Below are 15,300 nucleotides of genomic sequence, written 5' to 3'. Positions count from 1 at the left end.
AGTATTATAGCAGGTTTTATGTAATATAAATAGCCTGTTTTAAAGGAAAAAGTACTCTTTCCCGAAAATATTTTATCTGCCCCCCTTTTCCTTATATATAATGAAATTGACGTACCTATAGCCTTGTGTTAGTATAAAACAGATTTAAAAGTAATGTTCCGGCAGGGGTTTTATATTTCAGAAAGCCCCTTTTTCTTTGTCAGATATTTAAACGAAATATTTAGCAAGAGGTTGGCAACTTTTATGACACTCCTTGAAGAAGAAATTATCCGCCATTCCTCAGACCAAAATACCCTGATTACCATAGGAGTTTTTGACGGTGTTCATCTGGGGCATCAGCACCTTATAAACGAGCTTAAAAAACAGGCCAAAGAACGTAACCTGCAAAGCTGCCTTATCACCTTTAAAGACCATCCCAGCAAAGTGCTTGGGCAGGATGATATTAAACTGATACTAAGTTTGGAAGAACGCAATCTGGCGCTTTCGCAAATGGGGCTTGACCAGATAATAATGCTCTCTTTCACCCCTGAAATCTCCACTGTCTCCGCCACCGACTTTGTAGGCTATCTGCTGGACCACCTGCACATGAAAGGCATTGTGGTGGGTTCGGATTTTGCTTTGGGCAGAAACCGGGCCGGAGATGCCACCGCCCTTAGGCGGCTTAGCCATATTATGGACTTCAGCGTTTCGGTAGTATCGCCGGTAGTTATAGAAAACCAGATAGTCAGCTCTACCGCTATCCGCCGGGCACTGCTTTCCGGCAATGTCAGCAAAGCCCGCCTGATGCTGGGAAGAAACTATCACATCCGCGGGACTGTTCAAAACGGGGCAAACCGGGGTACGAAGCTGGGCTTCCCCACCGCCAACCTTACCCTGCCCGGTTATCTGGCCTTGCCGGCAGACGGTGTTTATGCCGCCAAAGCATTTTTAGGCGAAAAAGAGTATAACGCGGTAGCAAATATAGGCTCATGCCCCACCTTCGGGCAGGAGGAACACCGCCTTGAAGTCCACCTGCTGGATTTTGCAGGTGATATAAGAGGGCAAGTGCTTAAGGTGGAATTTGTAGAATTTTTACGGCCTGAAATCTGCTTCGCAGATGCCGAAGCCCTGAAAACCCAGATTTCAGCTGATATATCAAAAGCCAGAGATATACTGAGGTAATACCAGATGAACCAAGCGGAAAACCGGATAGACCAGATTTTGAAACGGGGCGTAGCCGAAGTAATTGTAGAAGAAGACTTTAAAAAACTGCTTCTTTCGGGCAAAAAACTCCGCCTGAAAGAAGGCTTTGACCCCAGTTCGCCGGATATCCATCTGGGACACATGGTAGCCCTTAGGAAACTCCGCCAGCTTCAAGACCTGGGGCATCAGGTAGTTTTGATAGTGGGAGACTGGACCGCCCAGATTGGTGACCCTTCCGGCGCTTCTGTCACCCGCCCCATGCTTTCGGCCGAGCAGGTAAAGGCAAATGCCAAAACCTATCTGGAACAGTTTTTCAAGATTGTAGATAAAGACAAAACCGAAGTCCGCTGGCAAAGCGAATGGTATGCTAACTTTAAACTGGAAGACGTAGTCCGCCTTTCATCCAAATTTACCGTAGCCCAGATGCTGGCCAGAGACGATTTTGCCAAAAGATATGCCGCCGGCAAACCCATCAGCGTAACCGAACTGCTCTACCCCATGCTTCAGGCCTATGACTCTGTCATGGTGAAATCTGACGTGGAGTTCGGGGGGACAGACCAGAAGTTTAATTTGCTGGTAGGGCGTGAACTGCAGGAAATGCTGGGGCAGAAACCCCAGCAGGTGCTAATGGTACCCATACTGGTAGGCACTGACGGCGTCCACAAAATGAGCAAAAGCCTGGGCAACTATATTGGCGTAGCCGAAGAGCCCACCGAAATATTCGGCAAGTGCATGTCTATCCCGGATGAGCTGATACTCCAGTATTTTGAACTGGTGACTGATATACCCGCAACCGAAATAGCTGATTTTAAAAACCAGATGGCAAACGGTCTGGTAAACCCCATGGTACTTAAAAAACGCCTGGCCCGCGAGCTGATAACCCAGCTTTACAGCGCCGCTGCCGCCGAAGAGGCGGATGCCCAGTTTACCCGGGTGGTGCAGCGGGGTGAAATACCGGAGGATATGCCGGAATGCCGTTTGGAAAACGGTGAGAGCATCTGCGTGATAGATTTTATTATCAAGGCAGACCTTGCTAAGAGCAAAAGCGAAGCCCGCCGCCTGCTGGAACAGGGCGGAGTGGAAATAAATTCCGCTAAAATATCCGACCCCGGTACAACTGTGAAATGCGGTGATATAATAAAAGCCGGCAAGAGACGCTACTCCAAAGCTGTTTAGAATTTTGCTAAAAGCAATATTTTTTATATACTAAAGGTAATATTTGAAAAGGAGCCAGTATGCAAAACCTGAGAATCCCCGGACCTACCCCCTGTCCTGAAGAAGTCTTAACCGCCATGGGCCAGCAGATGATAAACCACCGCGGACCCGAAATGGCAGCTATCATGAAAGAGGTAGCTGAAAAACTGAAGTATTTCTTCCAGACTAAAAATGATGTCTTGGTGCTCACTGGCTCAGGTACTGGCGGCCTTGAGGCCGCGGCTGTCAACTTTTTATCTCCCGGTGAAACCGTACTAAGCGTTTCCATAGGTGTATTCGGCGAACGCTTTGCCAAGATTGCCTCCATTTTCGGGGCTAAGATAATTGCCCTTAATTTTGAGCACGGCAAAGCGGCTGACCCCGCTCTGGTCAAAAAGGCTCTGGCGGAACACCCCGAAATAAAAGCGGTGCTGATTACCCACAACGAAACCTCCACCGGCATCACCAATGACCTTAAATCTCTGGCATCCGTAGTAAAGGGTGCCGGCAAGCTGCTGATGGTAGATGCCATTTCCAGCCTCAGTTCCATTGACCTGCCGGTTGACGAATGGGGTTGTGACGTAGTTGTATCCGGCTCACAAAAAGGCTGGATGGTTCCCCCCGGTCTGGCTTTTATTTCCGTCAGCCCTGATGCCTGGAAAGCCAATGCCGAATCCAAGATGCCCCGTTTCTACTGGGACTTGGCTAAACACAAAGCCAGCATTGAGAAAGGGCAGACCCCCTGGACGCCCTGTGTTTCAGTTATTGTAGCTTTACACAAAGCTTTAGCAATGATGGAAAAAGAAGGTATGCAGAATATTTTCAAGCGCCACCAGAAAATTGCTGACTTTACCCGCAAGGGTGTCAAAGAGCTGGGTTTGACCCTGCTTGCCGAAGAAAAATATGCATCCAACACCGTTACTGCTGTTTTGGCTACCGAGGGGCTTGACCCCAAGAAGCTCTTAAAGGTAATGCGCGAAGAATACAACACCGTGCTGGCCGGCGGACAAGGCCCTCTGGAAGGCAAGATTTTCCGTATAGGCCATCTGGGTTGGGTAACCGAAAATGACATTAAAGTCACCCTGGACAATCTTAAATTAGCCCTGCCCAAGGCAGGTTTCAGGAGTTAAAATGAAAAAAGTACTGGTAAGCGATGCACTCTCCGCAACCGGGTTATCCCCCCTTAAGGAGATTGCACAGGTAGATGTAAAGACCGGCCTAAAACCGGAGGAATTGGTAAGCATTATCGGTGAATATGACGCCCTGCTGGTACGCAGCCAGACCCAGGTCACCGCTGATATTATCAATGCCGGTAAAAAACTGCAGGTTATCGGCCGGGCCGGAGTGGGCGTAGATAATATTGACTTAAAAGCTGCCACCGGTAACGGTATTATCGTGGTAAATGCCCCCACCGGCAACACTATCTCCGCTACCGAACATACCCTGGCCCTTATGCTGTCTATGGCCCGCCATATTCCCAGAGCCAACGCCAGCCTGAAATCCGGCCAGTGGAAACGCAATGAATTTGTAGGCTCTGAACTTAAGGGCAAAACTCTGGGCATTGTAGGTTTGGGCAATATCGGCTCTGAGATAGCCAAAAGGGCTTTAGCTTTGGAAATGCGGGTTATAGGTTATGATCCCTTTATATCTATGGAACGTGCCAAAAAACTGCAGGTAGAACTGGTACCCTTTGAAGACCTGCTGAAACAGGCTGACTTTATCACCCTGCATGTTCCCATGACCGGTCAGACCAAGGGACTTATCGGCCCCAAGGAACTGGAAATGATGAAACCCACTGTCCGCCTTATCAATACCTCCCGCGGCGGCATCATAGACGAAGAAGCTCTGGCAGCAGCCATCAGAGAAAAGCGTATCGGCGGTGCCGCTATTGACGTTTTCTCCAAAGAACCCTGTACCGAAAGCTGCCTCTTTGAGTGTGACAATATTATTGTTACCCCCCACCTGGGTGCTTCCACTGCCGAAGCTCAGGAGCTGGCCACCTCTGACGTGGTCAAACAGGTAATAGATGTATTTGAAGGCCGCCCCGCCCGCTATGCCGTAAATGCACCCTATATCTCGGCTGAAAGCCTGCCGGTAGTCGGTCCCTTTATGCCAGTTGCCCGCACAGTGGGCAGCCTGGTAAGCCAGCTGACTGACGGGCACATGAAAAATGTGACCATCAAATACTGCGGCGAACTGGCCGCTTATGATACCACCGCCCTGAAGGCCCTGGTGCTGGGCGGTATACTTGAGCATATCAGCGAAGAACGGGTGAACGTGGTCAATGCTGATATCGTAGCCGCGCAGCGCGGGCTTGGTGTAACCGAACAAAAGGAATCCGCCTGCCAGAATTTTTCCAGCCTGATTACTGTCACCATAGATACCGATAACGGCAAATCCAATACGGTTGCCGGCAGTCTGGTGCGGGGTGACGTGCATATTGTAAGGCTGAATGATTACTGGATAGATATTGTACCTACCGGCGGTTATTTCCTGTTTGCAGACCATATAGACCGCCCCGGACTGATAGGTGCGGCCGGTAAGATTACCGGTGATGCAGATATCAACATAAGCTACATGCACCTCAGCCGCCAGAAAGCCAGAGGGCAGGCCCTGATGATACTGGCTCTGGATGAACCCCTGCCGGAAAAACAGCGCCAGCAGCTGCTGTCCCTGCCGGACGTTCAAACAGTCCAAGTTGTAAAAATCTAGCTTTTAAGGTTTAGGGTAATAAAGCAAGGCTACCGCTTAAGTTGCTGGTAGCCTTGCTTATTTGAGGGATAAATGAAAATCGGGGTACTGGCCCTGCAAGGGGCATTCCGGGAACATATAAATATGCTGCGCACGCTGGGAGCGGAAGCGGTGGAAGTGCGCAAAGCTGAAGAACTGGCCGAACTTTCAGGGCTTATAATCCCCGGCGGCGAAAGCACCACCATTACCAAACTCCTTTATACATTCGGCCTGGCCAAGCCTGTAAAAGATTTAGCACGTAACGGAATGCCCGTTTGGGGTACCTGTGCCGGTATGATTTGCCTTGCCAAAGAGCTAAGCGGAGATATTTCCGGGGTAAAAACGCTTGAACTTATGGATATCACCGTCCGCCGGAATGCCTTCGGCAGGCAGGTAGACAGCTTTGAGGCAATGCTGAAGGTAAAGGCTCTGGAAGGCGGGGATTTTCCGGCGGTATTTATCCGCGCCCCTTTGGTAGAAAAAACCGGACAATGGGTGGAAGTACTGGCCAAGCTGCCTGACGGGACTATGGTGGCGGTAAGGGAGAATAATTTGCTGGCAACATCGTTCCACCCGGAACTCTCGGCGGATAACCGCTTTCACCGGTACTTTGTTCAGATGGCCAAAGATTACAAACCCTGATTAAAATATTTAGGTAAAATCATAAAGGGGAGGTGAAAACCTCCCCTTCTTTGTTTTATAAACCTATGTGATTTACTTTTTGGAATTTGCCTCAGAGTCAAAACGGTAAACTACCAAACCCGAAGGCAGTTTGGGGAAGAAATAAGTGGATTTGCGGGGCATGCGGTCAGATACGTCTGAAATAGCCTTGATAACCTCCGCCTTCATGGGGTTCAGAATAAAGGCCAACTGGAATTCACCTGATTTCACCCGCGAAACCACATCATTACGGTCAAAATTAAAGGCTATGCGCGGGTCTTCCACCGTTTTAAGCCCCATCAGCTCCTCAAGGATAATATGGTCAAGTACGCTCACATCCAGCTTCTTATAGATATCAGAATGGAAATACGGCATAAGGTTACTGGCAGTCTCAATCTCACGCAGGGTCAGCAACGTGAAGTTTTCTGTGCCGCCCAAACCATACATAACCAGGCGGATTTTACCCTCTTCTTTCAGGGCTTTATCCAGAGTATCCCAAGCACCAGGCAGTTTGGCCGGTATGGTAGTAACATCAAAGAACGATGCCAGTTTGGTCTGTAGATTTGACAAAGTACTTGCGTCCATCCCGCCCAGCAGGCGGTGCGCCGGCAAAACTACCAGACCGGGGTCAGCAAAGTCTACCAGGGTCATCATTACAAAATTAACCGGGTCATCAGAGGGGAGCTGGGGGTTTCCGGCCAGACGTTCCCGCCTGTAGGTCAGGGCGCTTTCATAACGATGATGGCCGTCAGCTATATAGATGGGTTTCTTGTCAAATAAAGCCGTTATTTTGGATATGGCTGGTTCATCAGTTACCACCCAAAGCTCATGGCGTTCGCCTTCAATATTCATGCTGACAACCGGTTTGCTTTCGGTTTGCAGCTCAAGCAGCCTGCTTACGTTTTTTTCTATATCCTGATACAGCCCGTACACCGGGCTGGTATTGGCACGGACGGCTGAAATGAGGTTAATCCTGTCCCTTTTAGGTTCGGAAAGTGTGCCTTCGTGGGGGCGGATAACCATCCTGTCCCATTCCTCAAGTCGCACTCTGGCAATAATGCCCCGCCTTTTATACTGTTTGCCGAACACACTGAAGTAATGGTCATGTATGTATATAGCCGCTTTCTTTTCGGCAGTCATTACCCGTTCGCCAATCCATTTTTCCAAGATGGCGGCGGCACGGGTATAGCGGTTATCTACAATATTGTCCTGGGGGGTGGGCTGGCTGTATTCCAGCCGTATATAGTTGTAAGGGCTGCGCTCTTTAAGGGCTTTTTCCTGTTCAGGGCTGATAATGTCATAAGGCGGACAGATAACATCTGCCATATCATCTACAAACATAGGGTTGTAACGTAATCCGTGAAAAGCCCGAACTTCAGCCATTTTTCTAGCTCCCTCTTTCCAAAATCTGGTTTTAGTTTAACTTAGAACGGCGTCTGACGCAAGCCCCTTTCAAACGTGAACGGTTGTACTTTTGTACTTGCTCTAAACAGGGGCTGTGATATACTAATAACCTGTATGGAAGATATGTTTTCCCCCCGAACGGAAATAGAAAACCTGAGGCGCGAGATAAACCGCCATAACCAGCTGTATTACGTTCAGGACAACCCTGAAATATCTGATTCCGAGTATGACGCCTTGCTCCGCCGCTTAAAAGAGCTGGAGGAAGCCCACCCTGAGCTTGTTACGGCGGACTCCCCCACCCAAAGAGTGGGGGCTGAGCCGCTAAAGGCCTTCGGCATTGTCAATCACCCTTATCCGCTGCTTTCTCTGGCAAATGCCTTTTCAGATACGGAACTGGAAGCCTGGTACCTGCGGGTAAAGAAACTGCTGGGGAATGCCGCTTTTCAGATAGACTGCGAACCCAAAATGGACGGGCTGGCAGTTGCACTTACCTACCGAAACGGCAAGTTTACCACCGGCGCTACCCGGGGTGACGGCTTTCAGGGTGAAAATATCACCCGAAACCTGAGAACTATCCATTCTATACCCTTAAATACCGAGGAGGACGCCCCCCCTGTTTTTGAAATAAGGGGTGAAGTGTATCTTCCAAAAGAAGGCTTCGCCAAGCTCAACCGCGAAAGGGCTGATAAAGGGCTATCCCTTTTTGCCAACCCCCGCAATGCCGCCGCCGGTTCGCTCCGCCAGCTTGACCCGTCAGTAACGGCCGAAAGACCGCTGGATATATTTATTTATGCTCTGGGGTATGCGGAAGACAGCCTGCTGCCTGACAGCCACTGGCAGATACTGGAATATTTCAGCCGCCTGGGTTTTAAGATAAACCCGCGTAACCGTCTGGTAAACACCCTGGAAGAAGCCAAAGAATACTACCGTGAGATGGCGGAAAACCGGGATTCCCTGCCCTACGAAGCAGACGGGGTAGTCTTCAAGGTAGATTCCGTATCCCTGCAGCAAAAACTGGGGGATGCGGGACGTGAACCCCGCTGGGCTATCGCCTATAAATTTCCGGCCGAACAGGTCACTACCCTCCTTAGGAAAATAGGCATATCGGTAGGCCGTACCGGCACTTTAAACCCGTATGCTATCCTTGAACCGGTAAATGTAGGCGGGGTAGTGGTAAAACAGGCCAGTTTGCATAACGAAGATGATATCCTCCGCAAGGATATCCGTGAAGGGGATACGGTAGTAATCCAGCGGGCGGGGGAAGTAATACCAGAGGTAGTTGCCCCGGTGCTGGCTAAACGCAGCCCCGAATCAAAACCCTTCAGCATGGAGGAAACCCTGTTTAACCCCAAACTTAGCCGCCCGGCCTGCCCGGTGTGCGGAGGGGAAATATACCGCCCCGCAGGCGAGGCTATGCACTACTGTGCCAACGTTTCCTGCCCCGCCCAGTTTGAACGCCAGCTGGAACACTTTGTTTCCAGAGGGACTATGGATATCCGCGGCATCGGCGAAAGCCTGAGCGTGATACTGGCACAAGAGGGACTAGTCAAAAACGTATCTGACCTTTACTACCTGACTGCGGCTGATTTACTGAAACTGCCGCGCATGGGTGAAAAAAGTGCGGATAATATAATAAAAGCTATCGCAGACAGCAAAAGCCGCCCGCTGGACAGGGTAATATTCGGGCTGGGTATCCGCCACGTGGGAAATGAGACAGCCGCTTTGCTATCCAGCCGCTACGGTGATATATGGGCACTGGCGGGGGCAGGGCTTGATGAACTGCAAACTATACCGGATATAGGTGCCAAGATAGCCAGCAGCATAAAAGCCTATTTCAGCGAAGAAAAAAACATAGCGGTCATCCGCCGTTTGGAAACAGCCGGAGTAAAGCTTGCTTCAGACCAAAAGCCCTCATACAAACCTCTGCCGCTTTCCGGAGTGGAGTTTGTAGTTACCGGCAAACTGGATAGTTTAAGCCGCGAAGAAGCACAGCAAAAAATCCGCTCACTTGGCGGCACGGCCAAGGACAATGTTACCAAAGCAACCCGCTATCTGGTGGTAGGTGCTGATGCCGGCTCCAAGCTGGCCAAAGCCCGCAGTATGGGGGTAAAAGAGCTGTCCGAACAGGAATTTATAAATATGCTGGAGCAATCTTGATGAAACTTATTATCGGGCTGGGAAACCCCGGCAAAGAATATTCGGGCAACCGCCATAACGTAGGTTTCCAGTGCCTGAGCCGTTTTGCCAAAGACAACCATATCAGCTTTGACAAAAAATGCTGCCTTTCCCGCACCGGTTCCGGCCGCATAAATGACGAAGAAATAGTGCTGGCCAAACCCCAGACCTATATGAACCTCTCCGGCAAAGCCGCCAGCCAGCTGCTTCGCCGCTACAACCTTAAAGCCGCTGATATTATTGTAGTGCAGGATGATTTGGATTTGCCTGCGGGCAAAATCCGACTGCGGCTGGGGGGGAGTGCCGGCGGGCATAACGGCATTTCATCTATTATTACAGACATCGGCACCAAGGAATTTATCCGCCTGAAGATAGGTATCGGCAAGCCGGATAGCCGGAATAACGGAACTGAGGTGGTAGACCATGTACTGGGCAACTTCGGCGGGGAAGAACGGGAGATTATGGACAAGGCTATTACCCGTGCTTCCGAAGCACTCACCTGCCTGCTGACCTTTGGACTGGATACCGCCTCCAACCGTTTCAACTCTTAAATCTTTGCCCCAAATAGCACAGGGGTGTTATAATTCCCTTGCTTTTCATGGATAATAAACGTATTTTCATTGCGGTTATAGGTGCCTCCAAAGCCACGCCGGAAGAAACCCGTTTGGCAGAGGAAGTGGGCAAAGAACTTGCGCTTAGGCAGGTTACACTTGTCTGCGGGGGCATGGGCGGGGTAATGGAAGCCGCCTGCCGGGGCGCATCTTTAAACGGGGGGCTGACCATAGGCATACTGCCGGGAAACAGCCGCGAAGAGGCAAACCCGTATGTCCAAATACCCATAATAAGCAGTATAGGTTTTGCCCGGAATGTCATGGTGGTCAAATCTGCCCAGGCAGTTATTGCGGTGGGCGGTGCTTACGGAACATTGTCTGAAATAGCCTATGCCCTCCAAAGCGGACTGCCGGTAATTACTTTAAACAGCTGGTCAATGAGCCAGAACGGCAAGGCTGACGGCACTGTAATCAAAGCCGGAAATGCCCTGGAAGCGGTTACAATGGCTCTGGATTTAATAAACTAATACGAGTGTGAGGTAATTGTGTCTGCAGTAGTCAAGTCTATCAAGGCCAGAGAGATACTGGATTCCCGTGGCAACCCCACCGTTGAAGCGGATGTAGTTTTATCTGACGGCTCTTTCGGCCGGGCGGCTGTACCTTCGGGTGCTTCTACCGGCAGCCATGAAGCCGTGGAACTGCGTGACGGAGACAAATCCCGCTATAACGGGCTTGGCGTACAAAAGGCAGTTACTAATGTAAACACCGCCATTGCTAAGGCCATATCCGGTTTCAAAGCATCAGACCAGCAGGGGCTGGATAACCTTTTGATAGAACTGGACGGCACTCCCAATAAAGCCAAGCTGGGGGCTAACGCCATGCTGGCCACTTCACTGGCAGTTGCCCATGCCGCAGCTGCATCCTGCCATATGCCTCTTTACCGTTACCTGAATAACTGTGACGAATATATCCTGCCCGTACCCATGTTCAATATATTAAACGGCGGCAAACACGCCTCAAACTCCACTGACTTTCAGGAGTTTATGGTAATGCCCACAGGTGCCAAAAGCTTTGCCGAGGCACTCCGGATGGGTACCGAGGTTTACCACAGCCTGAAAAAAGTGCTGAAAGGTATGAACCAGAATACTACCGTGGGGGATGAAGGCGGTTTTGCCCCTTCCCTACCCACCAATAAAGATGCGGTGGAAGTCATACTGAAAGCCATTGAAAAAGCCGGCTACCGCCCCGGTGAAGATATATTCATAGCCCTTGACCCGGCTTCAAGCGAACTTTATCAGGACGGCAAATACACCCTGGCAACTGAAAATAAAACCCTCAGCAGTGCCGAAATGGTGGATTACTGGTGCGGCTGGGTGGAAAAATACCCCATAATCAGTATTGAAGACGGCCTTTTTGAAGATGACTGGGACGGCTGGAAAATGCTTACTAAAAAAATCGGCAGCAAGGTGCAGCTGGTGGGTGACGATTTTTATGTCACCAATATAAAGCGGCTGGAGAGGGGCATAAAAGAAAACGCCTCCAACTCCATACTTATTAAACTTAACCAGATAGGCACCTTGTCTGAGACTATTGCCGCTATCAAAATGGCAAATAATTCCGCCTGGACAGCAGTGGTCAGCCACCGCAGCGGAGAAACCGAAGATACTACTATTGCAGATTTGGCTGTGGCCATGAATGCCGGCCAGATAAAAACCGGCGCTCCCTGCCGTGCGGAACGCACTGCCAAATATAACCGCCTGCTCCGTATTGAAGAGGAACTGGGCGGAAAGGCCAAATACCCCGGCAAAGAGGCCTTTTTCAACTTAAAATAATTATAAAAGGATATAGAAACCCTCTGGATGCAGCCGGCAGCCGGTGAAAACCCGCCCGAACTGCATCCGCAGGGTAAAGCTTTAAAGATATGCCAGATGCCATATGGGATAAAAAATTTTTCATAAAATGTGAGCTGTTTTGAAAAATAACGAGCACCCCAAATACATCGGCATTACCACCACTGTACCCATAGAAATACTGCTTTCAGCCGGTTACAGCCCGCTGGACCTGAATAATATTTTCGTTTCAGATACAAATCCTGACAGGCTTATCCGCTTGGCTGAAAAAGACGGCTTCCCCTTAAACTGCTGTGCCTGGATAAAAGGCATTTACGGTGTCTGCCTGGATAAAGGCATCAGTGAGGTTATCTGTGTAACCAGCGGTGACTGCTCAAACACCCAGATGCTAAGGGAAGTTTTAAACCTAAAAGGTATCTGCACTATTCCCTTTGACTTCCCCACCGAACCCAACCCCGCGGAGGTAAAAGCATCTCTGTCAAAACTGGCCCTCAGGCTGGGCACTACTCTTGAGGCGGCTGAAGAATGGCGGAAAACACTTAGTCCCGCCAGAGAACTGGCACACAGGCTGGACTACCTGTGTTATGCCGAAAACAAAGTATCCGGTTTTGAAGACCACTACTGGCTGGTATCCAGTTCAGATTTTAATAGTGATTATGTAAAGTACCAAGCCGACCTTCAGAAACTCCTGAATACAGCGGAGAACCGCACCCCTTACCCCCCGACCGAACTACGGCTGGCTTATCTGGGTGTGCCTTCGGTATTCGGGCAGGAGCTTTACCCTTACCTTGAGCAAAACGGAGCCAGAGTGGTGTTTAATGAAATCCAGCGGCAGTTCAGCCTGCCCAAAGGCGGTGCTGATATCTCCCGGTCTTACACCGCTTATACTTACCCCTACCCCATGGAATACCGCTTAAGGGATATCCGGACCCAGCTCACTAAGCGCCGCATAGACGGCATAATCCATTATGTTCAGGCTTTCTGTCATCGGGCTATCGGTGATATTATATTGAGGCAAAAGCTGCCGCTTCCCATGCTCACTCTGGAAGGCAACGCAGATTTTCATTTAAACCAGCATCAGAAAACCCGGCTTGAGGCCTTTTTGGATATGCTTAAGGCCAAAAAACAGATAAACCTATAATTTACTTGAAGGGGGATTATTATGGTAACCAGAATCGGCATTAACGGATTCGGGCGAATCGGGCGTATTACCCTAAGGACTATTAACCAGTACCACCGCGGCGAACTTGAAGTAGTAGCGGTAAATGACCTGGCCGACAATAAATCCAACGCCCACCTTTTAAAATGGGACTCAACCTACGGCAAATATCCCGGTACAGTTGAATCTGATGACTGCTCTATAATAGTAGACGGCAAACCCATCAAGGTTTTCAGCGAACGTGACCCCATGCAGATCCCCTGGGAGACCGCCGGAGTAGATTTGGTGATTGAATCTACCGGTTTGTTTACCGATGCCGCCAAAGCCTCCTCCCACCTTCGCGGCAGTGTTAAGACTGTGGTCATTTCAGCCCCGGCCAAGGGTGAAGATATCACCGTGGTTATGGGTGTAAACGAAGAAAAATATAACTGCAATACTCACCGTGTTATCTCCAATGCCTCCTGCACCACCAACTGTGTCGCCCCCCTTATAAAGGTACTCCATGATAAATTCGGGGTTAAAAAAGGTTTCATGACTACCTGCCATGCCTATACCAATGACCAGAAGATACAGGATATGTTCCACAAGGATATCCGCCGGGCCAGAGCCGCCGCGGTCAATGTTATCCCCACCACTACCGGAGCTGCCAAAGCAGTAGCTTTGGTGCTGCCCGAACTTAAAGGCAAGCTGGACGGCATTTCATTCCGCATACCCTCTGCCAGCGTTTCACTGGTGGATTTTGTGGGTGAACTGGCCAGAAATGTAACCGTAGAGGAAGTAAACGCCGCTTTCAAGGAAGCCGCCCAGGGCAAGCTGGCCGGAATACTGGAATACTGCGAAGAGGAGCTGGTCAGCAGTGATTTCAAGGGCAACCCTGCCAGTTCCATCATAGATGCCCCCAGTACTATGGTGCTGGACGGCAATATGGTAAAAGTACTTTCATGGTATGACAATGAGTGGGGTTACTCCACCCGCCTGGGAGATTTGATAGCTTACATCTCCAAATAAATTTTAAACTAATAACTGGGGCGGATTTAAACGTAAGTTGTTGACATGCTAAAGCTATTAGTTTAGAATTTAGCCCGATTAACGGAGGACAAAATGAAATTAATTGTAATCGGTCTTGGGCAATGCGGCAGCCGCATAGCGGATGAGTTTGCCCGTATGGATAAAAGAGCCCGCTCCCAGCGTAACGTGAGTATCTGCCCGGGAGTGTTCGCCGTAAACACCGACCAGGCTGACCTTTCAGGTCTGGTCACCATCAAACCTGACCACCAGCACCGCATACTTATCGGCGGGCGTAAAACCGGCGGCCATGGGGTAGGTAAAATAAATGAACTGGGCGCTGAAATTGCCAGAGCAGATGCCGACAAGGTTATAGATGCCCTGCGCACCACCAAGCGTTTTTATGATGCAGACGGTTTTCTGGTTATTGCCGGTGCGGCCGGCGGTACCGGTTCAGGTTCGGTTTCCATTATCGCCCAGCATATCAAAGAGCGCTACATGGACAAACCGGTTTATGCCCTGATAGCCCTGCCCTTTGAGCATGAGGAGAAAACCGAAGAGCGCACCGTCTACAATACCGCTGTCTGCTTAAAATCAATCAGTTCGGTTGCAGATGCGGTTATACTGGTGGAAAACCAGCGTTATGTCCGCAAGGATTTTTCACTCCGCTACAACCTTTCCAAGATAAACTCCCTGATTGTTGAGCCTTTCTGGGATTTGCTGTGTGCCGGTGAAGAAAAGAACTCCAAGTACATCGGTGCCAAGACTATGGATGCCGGTGATATCATCCAGACCATTTCCGGCTGGACGGTTATCGGTCACGGCAAGGCCCGCGTCCGCACCTTGACCCTGCCCTTTGATAAAACTGACCATTTCCGGATGAAGAGCGTTTCCAACTACAAGGGTATCCGGGCTATGGATGAAGCCGTAAGTGAGCTTTCGCTCAAGATTGACCCCCGTGATGCCGGACGGGCGCTGTTCCTTATTTCCGCCCCTGCCAAAGAAATAAATATGGATATCATAAAAGAACAGGGTGACTGGCTGCGTGAGATGGCACCGAATGCCATTATCCGCAACGGTGACTACCCCCGCGAAAAAGACACCATGACTGTAACCGTTATCTTCTCAGAGCTGTCGGACCTTGAGAGGGTACGCTACTACTACAACCGCTCCACCAGCATGATGCCCGTAATCAAGCAGCGTCAGGCTGACCTGGCGGACAGGCGGCGAGATATTGATGAACTCAGCAGAGATATTCCTTCCCTGCTTGAATAACCATTAAAACACCACGGCACTTTGACGGCTTCGGAAATTCCGAAGCCGTTTTTTATTGCCCGCAGCTACCCATCTGCCCGCCGATAAATATTATTAATTCATACCCCCTTGCTAT

At 50.0% G+C, this 15,300-nt stretch carries 13 protein-coding genes; 12 read left to right on the top strand and 1 reads right to left on the bottom strand.

Annotation, left to right across the window (positions count from 1 at the left end; translation table 11 throughout):
* The first annotated feature begins 243 nt into the window (after positions 1-243).
* The 5 genes from DET_RS03185 to pdxT all read left to right on the top strand — a co-directional run bounded on the left by DET_RS03185 (position 244) and on the right by pdxT (position 5,748).
* Positions 244-1,161 (top strand): bifunctional riboflavin kinase/FAD synthetase, encoded by a 918-nt coding sequence (locus DET_RS03185; protein ID WP_010936377.1) that lies wholly within the window; start codon positions 244-246, stop codon positions 1,159-1,161.
* Between the two features lie 6 nt (positions 1,162-1,167).
* Positions 1,168-2,358: a tyrosine--tRNA ligase gene (gene tyrS / locus DET_RS03180; protein ID WP_010936376.1), complete on the top strand. Its 1,191-nt coding sequence runs from the start codon at positions 1,168-1,170 to the stop codon at positions 2,356-2,358.
* Positions 2,359-2,417: 59 nt separating this feature from the next.
* The gene (locus DET_RS03175; RefSeq protein WP_010936375.1) at positions 2,418-3,506 is read left to right on the top strand and encodes a pyridoxal-phosphate-dependent aminotransferase family protein; all 1,089 of its coding nucleotides are present in this window, start codon (positions 2,418-2,420) and stop codon (positions 3,504-3,506) included.
* A gap of 1 nt (position 3,507) precedes the next feature.
* Entirely contained in the window at positions 3,508-5,088 is a 1,581-nt protein-coding gene (gene serA / locus DET_RS03170; protein ID WP_010936374.1) for a phosphoglycerate dehydrogenase, read from the top strand.
* Between the two features lie 72 nt (positions 5,089-5,160).
* Positions 5,161-5,748 carry a pyridoxal 5'-phosphate synthase glutaminase subunit PdxT gene (pdxT, locus tag DET_RS03165; RefSeq protein WP_010936373.1) on the top strand — a complete coding sequence of 196 codons (588 nt, stop codon included), beginning with the start codon at positions 5,161-5,163 and terminating at the stop codon, positions 5,746-5,748.
* Positions 5,749-5,820: 72 nt separating this feature from the next.
* Here pdxT and DET_RS03160 read toward each other — a convergent pair whose 3' ends face one another.
* Complete coding sequence (locus DET_RS03160) at positions 5,821-7,149, bottom strand: DUF1015 domain-containing protein (protein ID WP_010936372.1); 1,329 nt, start codon at positions 7,147-7,149, stop codon at positions 5,821-5,823.
* Positions 7,150-7,293: 144 nt separating this feature from the next.
* Here DET_RS03160 and ligA point away from each other — a divergent pair, with 144 nt between their 5' ends.
* The 7 genes from ligA to DET_RS03120 all read left to right on the top strand — a co-directional run bounded on the left by ligA (position 7,294) and on the right by DET_RS03120 (position 15,185).
* On the top strand, positions 7,294-9,327 hold the full coding sequence (gene ligA, locus DET_RS03155) for an NAD-dependent DNA ligase LigA (protein WP_010936371.1): 2,034 nt from the start codon (positions 7,294-7,296) through the stop codon (positions 9,325-9,327).
* Positions 9,327-9,896 carry an aminoacyl-tRNA hydrolase gene (gene pth, locus DET_RS03145; protein WP_010936370.1) on the top strand — a complete coding sequence of 190 codons (570 nt, stop codon included), beginning with the start codon at positions 9,327-9,329 and terminating at the stop codon, positions 9,894-9,896. The genes ligA and pth overlap by 1 nt, the downstream gene beginning before the upstream one ends.
* Positions 9,897-9,943: 47 nt before the next feature.
* Complete coding sequence (locus tag DET_RS03140) at positions 9,944-10,423, top strand: TIGR00725 family protein (RefSeq protein WP_010936369.1); 480 nt, start codon at positions 9,944-9,946, stop codon at positions 10,421-10,423.
* Positions 10,424-10,441: 18 nt separating this feature from the next.
* The gene (eno, locus tag DET_RS03135; protein WP_010936368.1) at positions 10,442-11,728 is read left to right on the top strand and encodes a phosphopyruvate hydratase; all 1,287 of its coding nucleotides are present in this window, start codon (positions 10,442-10,444) and stop codon (positions 11,726-11,728) included.
* 139 nt (positions 11,729-11,867) lie between these two features.
* On the top strand, positions 11,868-12,887 hold the full coding sequence (locus tag DET_RS03130) for a 2-hydroxyacyl-CoA dehydratase family protein (RefSeq protein WP_010936366.1): 1,020 nt from the start codon (positions 11,868-11,870) through the stop codon (positions 12,885-12,887).
* Positions 12,888-12,908: 21 nt separating this feature from the next.
* Positions 12,909-13,913: a type I glyceraldehyde-3-phosphate dehydrogenase gene (gene gap, locus DET_RS03125; protein ID WP_010936365.1), complete on the top strand. Its 1,005-nt coding sequence runs from the start codon at positions 12,909-12,911 to the stop codon at positions 13,911-13,913.
* 93 nt (positions 13,914-14,006) lie between these two features.
* Positions 14,007-15,185, top strand: coding sequence for a tubulin/FtsZ family protein (locus tag DET_RS03120; RefSeq protein ID WP_010936364.1), 1,179 nt, complete (start codon positions 14,007-14,009; stop codon positions 15,183-15,185).
* Positions 15,186-15,300 lie beyond the last annotated feature (115 nt).

This window comes from Dehalococcoides mccartyi 195 (assembly GCF_000011905.1).
GTDB lineage: Bacteria > Chloroflexota > Dehalococcoidia > Dehalococcoidales > Dehalococcoidaceae > Dehalococcoides > Dehalococcoides mccartyi.
The sequence above is the reverse complement of the archived record's forward strand: the minus strand, read 5'-3'. Positions and strand labels throughout refer to the sequence as shown.